The sequence below is a fragment of the Lentibacillus halodurans genome (genome assembly GCF_900112045.1).
GTDB classification, from domain to species: Bacteria; Bacillota; Bacilli; order Bacillales; family Amphibacillaceae; genus Lentibacillus; species Lentibacillus halodurans.
Genome location: NZ_FOJW01000022.1, coordinates 1 through 12,034 on the forward strand (window position 1 = coordinate 1; position 12,034 = coordinate 12,034).

Here is a 12,034-nt window from a genome sequence, read left to right on the forward strand (position 1 = left end):
TGAGACAGTTCGGTCCCTATCCGTCGTGGGCGTTGGAAGTCTGAGAGGAGCTGTCCTTAGTACGAGAGGACCGGGATGGACACACCGCTGGTGTACCAGTTGTTCCGCCAGGAGCACAGCTGGGTAGCTACGTGTGGCAAGGATAAGTGCTGAAAGCATCTAAGCATGAAGCCCCCCTCAAGATGAAACTTCCCATCACGTCAAGTGAGTAAGATCCCTCAGAGACGATGAGGTAGATAGGTCCGAGGTGGAAGCGTGGTGACACGTGGAGCTGACGGATACTAATCGATCGAGGACTTAACTAAACAAAGGATCGTTGAATGTATCTCTTATTTAGTTTTCAGGGTGTGAATAAAAAACCCTTGCATTTTTCGTGAAAAATGTATATAATAGTTCTTGTGCCTTATTAAGGGCCTTCAAAGAGATTAGCAATTATGTTTGTCTAGAATCAGAAGCACATGTATAATTTATATTTTATTTCATATCGCGGGGTGGAGCAGTCTGGTAGCTCGTCGGGCTCATAACCCGAAGGTCGCAAGTTCGAATCTTGCCCCCGCAACCAAAATTCTCATTTTTACTGCATTGAACAATCATCAATGCTAATCGTTGGAACTCTTGAATGCAATCAAAATATTCCAACTAACTACGTCGATTTATATCGATACTGGGTGTTACAAATTATTTCACTAGCATGTACTGCAATGATTATAATGACCTGTTGGTCCGGTAGTTCAGTTGGTTAGAATGCCTGCCTGTCACGCAGGAGGTCGCGGGTTCGAGTCCCGTCCGGACCGCCATTTTATGCGAATAATTTCGTTAAAAAATACATAGAACTAGACGACCGTTTCCATATTAAAGGAAACGGTCTTGTTATGTTTAAAACAACTCATTACTTGGGGTCTATTAATATTGGCGGGGCTTAGCGGGGATACTTACCAAAAACAAAGAACAATAACCAACCACCTGAGGCTTCATTAAATTTCCTTTTTACGTTGTATTTGCTATCATTAATATAGTTCATAATGAAACTGGTGGTATATCATGAATGAATTTGCATTTATTGATGCGATCAAACAACATGCCTATAAACAGCCCTCTGTTATGAAGGGTATTGGAGATGATGCAGCAGTTTTTCGTCAGCCATCACAAGATATCATAACGGCTGTTGATACATTTGTGGAAGATGTACATTTTTCAAGGTCGACTATGACCCCTTTTCAAATTGGATACCGTTCGCTTGCAGCTAATATTAGTGATTTGAGCGCAATGGGGGCTAGTCCCGCTTTTTATCTTGTGTCAGTTGTTATACCGCAGTCCTGGCGCGATGAAGAATTGATCCGGCTGTATAAAGGTATGGCAGAACTGGCTATGGCATATCATATGGATTTAATAGGCGGTGATACAGTATCAGGTAAAGCGCTGTCACTATCCATAACGGTAATTGGTTATGTGAATCGGGATAAAGCAAGATACAGAAGTACGGCAAAATCCGGTGATATAGTTTTTGTGACAGGTACATTGGGAGATTCTGCTGCCGGATTCCATATGCTGAATAACCCAAATGATTATAAGGATCAAGCATATTATTATCGCAGACATCGGATGCCAACGATGAGGAATGATTTTGCGAGCGGCCTGGAATTACTGCCAAGGATCACTTTAAATGATATTAGTGACGGAATAGCGAGCGAGGCAAATGAAATTGCGGAAGCCTCCAATGTCAGCCTGACCATTTATGAAGAAAAAATCCCCGTTAGTGAAAACTTTTACCAATTCAGTAAAGAGCAGCAATATAAATGGAAGCTGTATGGCGGAGAAGATTTTGAATTGCTGGGAACTGTGCCCAAAGATGGCTGGGATTCGCTGAAAGAAGTTGCTGACAGGACAAGCACCCCAGTCACAGAAATTGGCGTGGTTACTGAAGACAGAAATCAAGGTCATCATGTAGCGCTGGTGGATCGTAATCATACAAAGAAACAGTTAGAAAAAAAAGGTTATACTCATCGAAGCGGGTGAAATAATGAGTGATTATCAAATTGAAACACATTCTGAAATGGAAACGGCTCAAATAGCAGAAAAAATGGCAGTATTATTGAAACCGGGCGATGTGATCACATTAGAGGGTGATCTGGGAGCAGGTAAAACAGCATTTTCCAAAGGTCTGGCAAAAGGTTTGGGAGTTAAGCGAACTGTTAACAGCCCTACATTTACGATTATAAAAGAATACGATGGGGAGATGCCTTTCTACCATATGGATGTTTATCGGCTGGAGGATTCTGATGAGGACATCGGTTTTGAGGAGTATTTTAATGGAGATGGTGTTTGCGTTGTTGAGTGGGCACATTTTATTGAAGAGTATTTGCCAGCGGAATATTTGAATATAAACATTTCGTATATTGATGCACACATGCGATTACTGGCGTTTTTTCCAAAGGGTGTACACTTTAATTCGGTTGCAGCTGATGTGGCCGGTTTACGATAAGGAGTTTCTGCAATGAATATACTTGCAATAGATACATCAAATCAAGTACTAGGTGTCGCTTTGCTGAAAGATGATCAGTTAGTTGGGGAAGTGATCACAAATATAAAAAAGAATCATTCCGTCAGATTAATGCCAGCAATCAATCAATTGCTGGATGAGGTAAATATGAAGCCGGAAGATTTGGATAAAATTGTGGCCGCAAAAGGTCCAGGCTCTTATACCGGGGTACGGATCGGCCTAACAACAGCCAAATCAATGGCGTGGGCGCTTGATATACCGGTTGTTGGGGTAACCAGTCTTGAAGTGCTTGCATGGCAGGGGCGTTTTTATGGCGGCTATATTTGTCCACTCTTTGATGCACGGCGCGGGCTTGTCTATACGGGCTTATACCAGGTATACCATAACAGTCTTGAATTAGTAGACGAAGAAAAAAATATATTGATGGAAGACTGGCTAAAAGTGTTGGCTAAAATGCAGAAAAAAGTGCTATTTCTGAGTCCGGACATCAAACTGCATCAGAAAATGATTCAGGATTATTTGGGAGACAGTGCGATTATCCCCGATGGCCCATTTCATATGGCTGATCCGTCACATTTAGCGTTTGCTGGATTGCACAAGCTTCCTGAAGCTATACATACGTTAACCCCCAATTATTTGCGGCTTGCTGAAGCAGAAGCGAACTGGCTGGAAAAGGAAAAAGGAAAAAATGGCTGAACTGTCTATCCGAAAGATGGGATTGTCCGATATTGATGCTGTCATGGAAGTCGAAAAGAAATCATTCATGACACCATGGCCAAAGGATATTCTATTACAGGAATTGTCTCATAATCAGTATGCACACTATTATGTCATGCTGATTGATCAACAATTAATCGGCTACGCTGGCATGTGGCATGTGATTGATGACGCACAAATTACTAATATCGCCATTAATCCCGATTTTCGAGGAAGGAAATGGGGGGAGACATTATTCTTATATGTCTTGCAGCAGGCTGTGCAAATGGGGACAAAACGACTCTCCCTGGAAGTTCGTGTATCCAATATTGTTGCACAGCGAATGTACCGGAAGTTCGGATTGGTACCTGGTGGTGTCCGAAAAAACTATTATGCAGATAATCAGGAAGATGCTATTGTTATGTGGGTGAATTTATCATGAAAAAAGACAATTATATCCTCGGTATTGAAACAAGCTGTGATGAAACGGCTGTGGCCATCGTCAAAAATGGCCGGGAGATCATCTCCAATGTGGTGGCTTCCCAAATCGAGAGTCATAAGCGATTTGGCGGTGTTGTTCCGGAAGTCGCATCCCGTCATCATGTGGAACAAATCACGATTGTTTTGGAAGAGGCTTTTGAAAATGCAAATATGACATGGGATCAAATCGATGCTATTGCCGTTACGGAAGGTCCGGGGCTTGTAGGTGCACTTCTGGTCGGTGTTAACGCAGCAAAAGCATTGGCGTTTGCCAAACAGAAACCATTGATCGGAGTGCATCATATTGCTGGGCATATTTATGCAAATCGGTTTGAACGTGAATTTGAGTTCCCATTGCTTGCTTTAATTGTTTCGGGAGGTCACACGGAACTTGTTCTCATGAATAAGCATGGGTCGTATGAATTGATTGGCGAAACACGCGATGATGCAGCAGGTGAGGCATATGATAAAGTGGCCCGGATGCTGGAATTGCCGTATCCCGGGGGGCCACAGATAGATTTGCTGGCCGCCGTGGGAGAGGAATCCATTGACTTTCCGCGGGCCTGGCTTGAAACAGACAGTTTCGATTTTAGCTTCAGCGGATTAAAGTCATCTGTTATTAACACTATTCATAATGCAAGACAGCGCGGGGAATCATTAAAAAAGGAAGACATTGCTGCCAGTTTTCAGGCGAGTGTCGTTGACGTTTTGACAACCAAAACGTGGAAAGCTGCACAAACATATAACGTCAAACAAGTCATTGTTGCCGGTGGTGTTGCGGCTAATCAGGGGCTGCGCAAATCATTGGCAGAACAATTCGAGACAACGGATATCCCGCTGTTGATACCACCACTAAAGCTTTGTACAGATAATGCGGCGATGATTGCTGCGGCCGGTTTTGTTGCATATGAAAAAGGAAAGCATGCCGGCTGGGATTTGAATGCGAATCCTTCACTCGTATTAAACTAATATCCACAAACTTATCCACTGTATTGTGGATATTTTTTGTGAAAACTTCACCACATGAATTTAAAAAATGTGGACGAAAGTTGTGGATAAGCGTCTGTTCACCTGTGGAAAATGTGTATAACATGGACTGAAATCGGCATGGATACTGTTGATTTGTGTATATGGCTGTGGATGAATTCGTTTTAGCTGTCTTTGGGTCAGCTGGAACTGAATCATGGTAAAAGCCCCCTTGTCTGTACGACGAGGGGGCTTATATACGCTGATGTCATGAAAATGAGTGGCGCAGCGATTTCTATAATGTTTCCGTATAAAGCATCTTTGATTATTTTTACTCCTGCAATGAGGCCCATTCTTCCATTAATTGTTCAATTTCCTGATTTAATTCGCTTGTTTGTTTGGTGAGCTCTATGGATTTTTCGTGATCCTCATAGACTTCCGGTTCAGTCATTTTTTGTTCGAGGGCTGCCAGTTCTGTTTCGCGTTGTTCAATCGTTTGTTCCAGTTCAGTAATCTGGCGCAGTTTCTTTCGCTTTTCTCGCTGCAGCTGCTTCTCTTCCCTGTATCTCGATTTCGCCTGATCTTCTGTATACGCGGATTCTTTTGTCTGCTGCAGCTTTTTAATTTCTGCTTCTTCCTGCTTTTTTTCGATATAGTAGTCATAATCACCGAGATAGGTGGTGGCTCCGTCACGCTGCATTTCTACAACTTTATCGGCAATTCGGTTAATGAAATAACGGTCATGAGATACGAAAATAATGGTTCCGGGAAAATCTACCAAAGCTGCCTCCAGTACCTCTTTACTGTCTATATCAAGATGGTTGGTCGGCTCATCCAGTACAAGCAAATTGGCTTTTTGCATCATCAGTTTGGATAATGATAGACGTGCCTTTTCGCCTCCGCTTAGTGTGTGAACGGGTTTCAGCACATCGTCACCCGTAAACAAAAAATTGCCTAAAACGGTACGGATATCCTTTTCATCCACAGCCGTGTGTTCATCCCACAATTCATCCAGGACTGTCTTGGATACATTTAATGTCTGCTGCTCCTGATCGTAATAGCCTATTTCCACATTGGTACCAATGTGGATCGACCCGTCTGCTGGCTGCAGGCGTCCGAGTATTGTTTTGAGTAAAGTTGTTTTTCCGACACCATTGGGACCGACCAGGGCAATTCGCTCACCGCGATTCATATGCAGTGTGACATTGGAAAACACTTGTTCACCGGGTTCATACTGATAGGCAAGCTGATCAATTTTTAACACATCATTGCCGCTTGACCGGTTAATTTGGAACGAAAAGGAGGCTGATTTTTCATCACCTTTAGGTCTATCTAATTTCTCCATCTTTGCCAGTTGTTTCCGACGGCTTTGGGCACGTTTTGTCGTGGATGCACGGACAATGTTCTTTTGGATGAAATCTTCCATTTTCCTGATTTCGGTCTGCTGCTTTTCATATTCCTTCAATTCCTTCTCATAATCCAATGCCCGTTGTTTTAAATAATAGCTGTAGTTGCCGTTATATTTTTTGGAGTGATGACGGGATATTTCATAAACGGTTGATACGGTTTTGTCGAGAAAATATCGATCATGGGAAACAATCGTAACGGCACCTGGATAACTGCTTAAATAATTTTCCAGCCATGACATCGTATCGATATCGAGATGGTTTGTCGGCTCATCCAAAATGAGCAGATTCGGTTTTTTTAGTAATAATTTCCCAAGAGCAAGACGTGTCTTTTGCCCACCGCTCAGTTCATTGATTGGTGTTTGATCATCATAATCCTGAAAGTTTAAACCGGTAAGAACCGTTTTAATATCCGCTTCATACCGATAACCGCCATCTGCATCAAATGCCTGCTGCTTCTTGTCATAATCTAGCAGAAGCTGTTCATAATCTGCTTCGCCAAGTGAGGCCGCTTGAGTCATTTTTTTTTCCAGGTATCTCAGTTCCCGCTGCTGCACCAGCAAATGGTCGAACACTTCCACCATTTCATCCCAAATCGATTTGTCCGACTCAAGACTGCCGTGCTGGGTCAGGTAACCAATAGATAGATCTTTCGGCTTGAATAGTTCGCCTTCATCATAGGACATTTCCCCCGCCATGATTTTTAACACTGTCGATTTTCCGGCACCATTGCGGCCGACAATCGCAATTCGGTCATGATCTTTTATTTCAAGTTTAATATTGGCCAAAATTTCTTCGGCTCCAAATGACTTGGATATATCGTTTAGTTGCATTCGTATCATCTTTGTTCACCTCATTCCATCTAAGTGTATCATGACTTGGATAGGGAGTCATATTGTGAAATGAATCACGACTAATTGATTTTTTTCTGATAGAATAGGCTTAACTTCTTACGGATGAATGGAGTTGAGTATATGTCTGATTTCACGCATTTTAATGAACAGGGAAGAACGCGAATGGTTGACATTAGTGATAAGCAAGAAACAGAACGGACAGCTTCCGCCAAATCCAGTATACAAGTGACAAGCGAAATATATGACAATATAACGTCCAACACGATGAAAAAGGGTGATGTGCTAGCAGTTGCACAGGTTGCAGGGATTATGGCTGCTAAAAAAACATCTGACTGGATACCGATGTGCCATCCCCTCCCATTAAAAGGAACGGATATTTCATTTAAATGGAAGCTTGACGATGAACTATATGAACTGCAAATAGAAGCTTCTGTCAAAACAAAAGGATCAACAGGTGTTGAAATGGAGGCATTAACAGCAGCTTCTGCAACGGCTTTGACAGTTTATGATATGTGCAAGGCGTTAGACAAAGGGATGGTTATCGGCCAGACTTATTTAATCAGCAAAACGGGCGGCAAATCAGGTGAATACCACCGCGACGCCAAGGAGGGCTGAGAAGTGGATCAACATAAAATACCACAGGCGACTGCAAAACGATTGCCGTTATATTACCGCTTTTTAAACAATTTGAATCAGCAGGGAAAAAGACGCGTCTCATCAAGGGAGCTGAGTGATGCGGTGAAGGTGGATTCGGCTACCATTAGAAGAGATTTTTCCTATTTTGGAGCACTGGGAAAAAAAGGATATGGCTATAATGTCGAGTATTTGCTCGGTTTTTTCCGGAAAACGCTGGATCAGGATGCGTTGACCGAAGTCGCACTGATTGGAGTTGGTAATCTCGGTACTGCTTTTTTACATTATAATTTCCTAAAAAATAATAATACAAAAATCGTCATGGCGTTTGATGCGGATCAGGATAAAGTTGACGCAGATATTGGCGGTGTTCCAGTTTATCACATTGATGAGCTGGAAGAAAAAATGGGGGATGTGTCGGTTGCCATATTAACCGTGCCATCTGCTGAAGCGCAAACCATGACAAATCGGCTGGCCGATTTTGGCGTGTCCGGCATTCTTAATTTTACACCTGCGAGGATTACGGTTCCCTCCTGGATACGTGTCCATCATATTGATTTGGCGGTGGAACTGCAGGCGCTGGTTTATTTTTTGAAGCACTATCCACTGGAAAAGTAAAAATCCAAATGAGCTTTTGGACCGGCACTCGTTCCTTTGGCACAAATCAAAAGAAGCAGTGCTTATGGTTGCACTACTTCTTTTTGTTTTGATTTTTCAGTTTGAAATGGATGATTAACATACGTATCCCGACACCGAAGTCAAGTGTGGCAAAAAAGGCAAGCAGAATCGTGAGAAAGTTCCAGATCGTTCCATCTGCACTCTGAATGGCAACATAGGTAAACAAAATACCCAGCAGGCAGTACACGATCCCCATCGTTTTCGGTGATATTTTCATATAACATTAGCCTCCATAAAAAATCATCTGCATTTGTTCCAATTGTTTCATCATATTTTCGATATCTTTCGGGTCCAGTGCTAATTGTACAATGACCGATATGGAATTCATGGCCATATGGACAATGATTGGTACGATAATGCGTTTTGTCTTCACATAAAGGAATGCAAAGACAAATCCGATCGAGGCATAAATTAAAATATGCTCCGGCTCCCCGTGAATGAACCCGAAGACCAACGCAGAAAGGGCTGCTGCAATAAAAAAGTTCATCCGTTTGTAGAGTTCCCCAAAGATGATTTTCCGGAAGATCAGTTCTTCCAGTATCGGTGCGATAATAGCCGTAATAATCATAAAGAAGGGTACGGTTCGGGTAATATCCATTATCATTTCGGTGTTTTCCGATCCGGGGGATATGCCCAATACATACGTTTCAATTACTGTCGCCAGGTAATTGGAAAAATAGGCCATAAACAGGCCGGCAATCGACCATAGGACCATTTCTCCTGTTGATGCTCTATCCCGGTGCTGTGTCATTTTCATATCAGGCCGCATGAGCCATAACACAACAAACAGAGCGGCGATGAAACTGAAAATGGACCAGTAGACACCAGCATCATTGACCCCGAGCGGCGTCAGGAAATAGAGAAGCGGTGCAAATATAAGTCCGGAAAATTGCATAATGATATACGTTAGAATCACGTACCAGTAACGTCTAGGCAAAATATAACGACTCCTTTTGTTTGCAATTGATATAGTATATGCTGGTATTAGCAAGTCTATAAGATAGAAAAAAACCCAATATTTATCCTGCCTTAACGGACAGTAACCCGCCAGGTAACGGCGGTAAACTTTCCCTAAAGGTCCGATTCTGTTCAACTAACATTTAATAGAAAAAGCGCCCCACTGAATGAAGTTACACTTTAACCCGCTTTAACGGACAGTAAGACATCTACTTCAAGATGTTCAAGGAAGCCAAGCAATAAAAGGGGATAACTTCCCGGGATGCTAAGTTCGTCCTATGACAATGCCTGCACGCACGTTATGTCGAAGCGTCCCACTAAATGAAACCTCACTTTATTTTAGCATAATTAAGGGGATGTATTATAATAGAATGGGTTGATGATTTATCATCTAAAAAATATTGGTGAGAAATACTTGCATTTTGTACATGAATTATTTATTATATTAATTGGAATTAGCACTCACCATGATGGAGTGCTAACAAGGTTTTTCAAATACATGAAAAGGAATTAAGGAGGTTGTCGGCATGATTAAACCACTAGGAGATCGTGTTGTAATCGAGCTTGTGGAGCAAGAAGAAACAACAGCAAGCGGTATTGTCCTTCCAGATTCAGCACAAGAGAAACCGCAGGAAGGCAGTGTCGTTGCGGTAGGTTCCGGACGTACAACAGACAACGGTGAAAAAGTTGCGCTTGAAGTGAAAGAAGGAGATCGTGTCATCTTCTCCAAATTTGCCGGAACAGAAGTTAACCATTCCGGGAGAGAATACTTAATTCTGCGTGAAAACGATATTTTGGCTGTAGTATAAATTAACCTGCAGCAGCGTGTCAGGACATATTATTATATTTCAAGGAGGCGTTTTTAAATGGCTAAAGAACTTAAATTCAGTGAAGAAGCTCGTCGTGCAATGCTGCGCGGTGTTGATACACTTGCAGATGCCGTTAAAGTAACGTTGGGGCCAAAAGGCCGTAATGTTGTACTGGATAAAAAATTCGGTTCACCATTAATTACAAACGACGGTGTTACCATTGCAAAGGAAATTGAACTGGAAGATCAATTTGAAAACATGGGTGCACAACTCGTATCAGAAGTTGCATCGAAAACAAACGATGTTGCCGGTGACGGTACAACTACTGCTACTGTTCTTGCGCAGGCCATGATCCGTGAAGGCTTGAAAAACGTGGCATCAGGTGCCAACCCTGTTGGTGTCCGCCGCGGTATTGAACAAGCGGTTGAAGTAGCGGTGAATGAATTGAAAGGTATTTCCGAGCCAATCGAAGGAAGAGAATCCATTTCTCAGGTAGCTGCGATCTCTTCCGGCGATGATGAGGTCGGTAACCTAATTGCGGAAGCGATGGAACGTGTCGGCAATGACGGTGTCATCACCATCGAGGAATCCAAAGGCTTCAACACCGAATTGGAAGTTGTTGAAGGAATGCAATTTGATCGTGGCTATGCTTCTCCATACATGGTTACTGATCAGGATAAAATGGAAGCAGAATTAGAAGATCCTTATGTTTTAATCACCGATAAGAAGATTGGCAACATCCAGGAAGTATTGCCAGTACTGGAACAGGTTGTTCAACAAGGAAAACCAATTTTGATCATTGCTGAAGATGTGGAAGGTGAAGCACTTGCAACGCTTGTTGTGAACAAACTTCGCGGCACATTTAATGCAGTGGCGGTAAAAGCACCAGGATTTGGTGACCGCCGTAAAGCGATGCTTGAAGATATTGCAACATTGACTGGCGCTGAAGTCATCACAGAAGATCTTGGACTTGATCTGAAAAATGCTTCAATCGAACAGCTTGGCCGTGCCAACAAAATCGTTGTAACAAAAGACAACACAACTATTGTAGAAGGTGCAGGCGATCCGGAAGCTATTTCTCAGCGTGTTTCCCAAATTCGCGCACAAGCTGAGGAAACAACGTCCGAATTTGACAAAGAAAAACTGCAAGAGCGTCTTGCTAAAATGGCAGGCGGTGTCGCTGTCATCAAAGTTGGCGCAGCAACTGAAACAGAATTGAAAGAGCGTAAACTTCGCATTGAAGACGCATTGAACTCAACAAGAGCTGCCGTTGAAGAAGGACTTGTTTCCGGTGGTGGAACAGCGTTTATCAACGTGCTTTCCAAAATCGGTGCACTGAATTTGAACGGTGATGAAGCGACAGGTGCAAGCATTGTCCTGCGTGCACTTGAAGAGCCAATCCGTCAAATCGCACATAACTCCGGGCTTGAAGGCTCAATCGTTGTTGAGCGTTTGAAAGGTGAAAAAGTCGGTATCGGCTTCAACGCAGCAAACGGCGATTGGGTAAACATGGTTGACGCTGGTATCGTCGATCCGACAAAAGTTACCCGCTCAGCACTGCAAAACGCCGCATCTGTTGCAGCGATGTTCCTGACAACAGAAGCAGTCGTCGCAGACCTTCCTGAAGAAAACGATGGTGGCGGCGCTGGCGCACCTGACATGGGCGGAATGGGCGGAATGGGCGGCATGATGTAAGCAGCCGTTCCAACCCTTGATATGAGTGGGTTTTTAAGTAAGATGAGAGTGTAATGCTCACATTGAGGATATTAACGGAGGCTTCTCATAAGTTCGCTGAACTTTTGGGAAGCTTCTTTTTTCATTTCTTGTGTCATATGGAGATACACATTTTTGGAGATTTGGTCATCCGAATGTCCAAGTCTATCCATTATTTGTTCCAGTGCTACACCAGCCTCTGCAAGAAGCGACGTATGGGTGTGTCTTAAACTATGTGGTGTCAATTTCTTGGTTTAAACCAGCTATTCCCAAAAGTCTCGCCATCCGTGACTGCCGTCCAAATTGAATTTCAATCCACGCTCCCAATTAAGGGAGCGACTT

The 12,034-nt window shown here is 42.9% G+C and carries 12 protein-coding genes, 2 tRNA genes, 1 rRNA gene and 1 pseudogene; 12 read left to right on the forward strand and 4 right to left on the reverse strand.

Translation table 11 applies throughout. From position 1 onward, the window contains the following. The 8 genes from BM195_RS17330 to tsaD form a co-directional block, all read left to right on the forward strand. Nucleotides 1-305, forward strand: a 23S ribosomal RNA gene (locus BM195_RS17330); the annotation flags it as partial. A 180-nt stretch (nucleotides 306-485) separates the two neighbouring features. Beyond that, nucleotides 486-562 (forward strand) — tRNA-Met (locus tag BM195_RS17335). Nucleotides 563-720: 158 nt separating this feature from the next. Further along, nucleotides 721-797: transfer RNA gene (locus BM195_RS17340), tRNA-Asp, on the forward strand. 244 nt (nucleotides 798-1,041) lie between these two features. Continuing rightward, a complete protein-coding gene (thiL, locus tag BM195_RS17345; RefSeq protein WP_090241421.1) occupies nucleotides 1,042-2,016 on the forward strand; it encodes a thiamine-phosphate kinase in 975 nt (324 codons plus the stop codon). 4 nt (nucleotides 2,017-2,020) lie between these two features. Beyond that, the gene (gene tsaE, locus BM195_RS17350) at nucleotides 2,021-2,482 is read left to right on the forward strand and encodes a tRNA (adenosine(37)-N6)-threonylcarbamoyltransferase complex ATPase subunit type 1 TsaE (protein ID WP_090241424.1); all 462 of its coding nucleotides are present in this window, start codon (nucleotides 2,021-2,023) and stop codon (nucleotides 2,480-2,482) included. A 12-nt stretch (nucleotides 2,483-2,494) separates the two neighbouring features. Beyond that, nucleotides 2,495-3,196, forward strand: coding sequence for a tRNA (adenosine(37)-N6)-threonylcarbamoyltransferase complex dimerization subunit type 1 TsaB (tsaB, locus tag BM195_RS17355; protein ID WP_090241425.1), 702 nt, complete (start codon nucleotides 2,495-2,497; stop codon nucleotides 3,194-3,196). Then, nucleotides 3,189-3,638: a ribosomal protein S18-alanine N-acetyltransferase gene (rimI, locus tag BM195_RS17360; RefSeq protein ID WP_090241427.1), complete on the forward strand. Its 450-nt coding sequence runs from the start codon at nucleotides 3,189-3,191 to the stop codon at nucleotides 3,636-3,638. The genes tsaB and rimI overlap by 8 nt, the downstream gene beginning before the upstream one ends. Further along, complete coding sequence (gene tsaD / locus BM195_RS17365) at nucleotides 3,635-4,645, forward strand: tRNA (adenosine(37)-N6)-threonylcarbamoyltransferase complex transferase subunit TsaD (RefSeq protein WP_090241430.1); 1,011 nt, start codon at nucleotides 3,635-3,637, stop codon at nucleotides 4,643-4,645. The genes rimI and tsaD overlap by 4 nt, the downstream gene beginning before the upstream one ends. A 328-nt stretch (nucleotides 4,646-4,973) precedes the next feature. On the opposite strand, the gene BM195_RS17370 is transcribed toward tsaD, so the two are convergent. Then, nucleotides 4,974-6,890 (reverse strand): ABC transporter ATP-binding protein, encoded by a 1,917-nt coding sequence (locus BM195_RS17370; RefSeq protein WP_090241432.1) that lies wholly within the window; start codon nucleotides 6,888-6,890, stop codon nucleotides 4,974-4,976. A gap of 132 nt (nucleotides 6,891-7,022) precedes the next feature. Here BM195_RS17370 and moaC point away from each other — a divergent pair, with 132 nt between their 5' ends. Together moaC and BM195_RS17380 are read left to right on the forward strand one after the other, a co-directional pair. After that, nucleotides 7,023-7,517, forward strand: coding sequence for a cyclic pyranopterin monophosphate synthase MoaC (gene moaC, locus BM195_RS17375; protein ID WP_090241434.1), 495 nt, complete (start codon nucleotides 7,023-7,025; stop codon nucleotides 7,515-7,517). Between the two features lie 3 nt (nucleotides 7,518-7,520). Next, nucleotides 7,521-8,153 carry a redox-sensing transcriptional repressor Rex gene (locus tag BM195_RS17380; protein WP_090241437.1) on the forward strand — a complete coding sequence of 211 codons (633 nt, stop codon included), beginning with the start codon at nucleotides 7,521-7,523 and terminating at the stop codon, nucleotides 8,151-8,153. A gap of 73 nt (nucleotides 8,154-8,226) precedes the next feature. Here BM195_RS17380 and BM195_RS17385 read toward each other — a convergent pair whose 3' ends face one another. Together BM195_RS17385 and BM195_RS17390 are read right to left on the reverse strand one after the other, a co-directional pair. After that, nucleotides 8,227-8,430: a YdiK family protein gene (locus BM195_RS17385; protein ID WP_090241439.1), complete on the reverse strand. Its 204-nt coding sequence runs from the start codon at nucleotides 8,428-8,430 to the stop codon at nucleotides 8,227-8,229. Between the two features lie 6 nt (nucleotides 8,431-8,436). Then, nucleotides 8,437-9,150: a CPBP family intramembrane glutamic endopeptidase gene (locus BM195_RS17390; protein WP_090241442.1), complete on the reverse strand. Its 714-nt coding sequence runs from the start codon at nucleotides 9,148-9,150 to the stop codon at nucleotides 8,437-8,439. A 547-nt stretch (nucleotides 9,151-9,697) separates the two neighbouring features. Here BM195_RS17390 and groES point away from each other — a divergent pair. Both groES and groL read left to right on the forward strand, forming a co-directional pair. Next, on the forward strand, nucleotides 9,698-9,979 hold the full coding sequence (groES, locus tag BM195_RS17395; RefSeq protein ID WP_090241445.1) for a co-chaperone GroES: 282 nt from the start codon (nucleotides 9,698-9,700) through the stop codon (nucleotides 9,977-9,979). A 57-nt stretch (nucleotides 9,980-10,036) separates the two neighbouring features. Continuing rightward, nucleotides 10,037-11,674 carry a chaperonin GroEL gene (groL, locus tag BM195_RS17400; protein WP_090241448.1) on the forward strand — a complete coding sequence of 546 codons (1,638 nt, stop codon included), beginning with the start codon at nucleotides 10,037-10,039 and terminating at the stop codon, nucleotides 11,672-11,674. Nucleotides 11,675-11,745: 71 nt separating this feature from the next. Here the strand turns inward: groL and BM195_RS17405 are convergent. Further along, nucleotides 11,746-11,986: pseudogene (locus BM195_RS17405) on the reverse strand (tyrosine-type recombinase/integrase); the annotation flags it as partial. Nucleotides 11,987-12,034: the final 48 nt, after the last annotated feature.

Excerpts from the sequence above, each read along its gene's own strand:
- thiL (WP_090241421.1), top strand. The coding sequence starts at position 1,042 with ATGAATGAATTTGCATTTATTGATGCGATCAAACAACATGCCTATAAA.
- BM195_RS17385 (WP_090241439.1), bottom strand. The coding sequence starts at position 8,430 with ATGAAAATATCACCGAAAACGATGGGGATCGTGTACTGCCTGCTGGGT.
- BM195_RS17370 (WP_090241432.1), bottom strand. The coding sequence starts at position 6,890 with ATGATACGAATGCAACTAAACGATATATCCAAGTCATTTGGAGCCGAA.
- tsaD (WP_090241430.1), top strand. The coding sequence starts at position 3,635 with ATGAAAAAAGACAATTATATCCTCGGTATTGAAACAAGCTGTGATGAA.
- tsaB (WP_090241425.1), top strand. The coding sequence starts at position 2,495 with ATGAATATACTTGCAATAGATACATCAAATCAAGTACTAGGTGTCGCT.
- moaC (WP_090241434.1), top strand. The coding sequence starts at position 7,023 with ATGTCTGATTTCACGCATTTTAATGAACAGGGAAGAACGCGAATGGTT.
- rimI (WP_090241427.1), top strand. The coding sequence starts at position 3,189 with ATGGCTGAACTGTCTATCCGAAAGATGGGATTGTCCGATATTGATGCT.
- tsaE (WP_090241424.1), top strand. The coding sequence starts at position 2,021 with ATGAGTGATTATCAAATTGAAACACATTCTGAAATGGAAACGGCTCAA.
- groL (WP_090241448.1), top strand. The coding sequence starts at position 10,037 with ATGGCTAAAGAACTTAAATTCAGTGAAGAAGCTCGTCGTGCAATGCTG.
- groES (WP_090241445.1), top strand. The coding sequence starts at position 9,698 with ATGATTAAACCACTAGGAGATCGTGTTGTAATCGAGCTTGTGGAGCAA.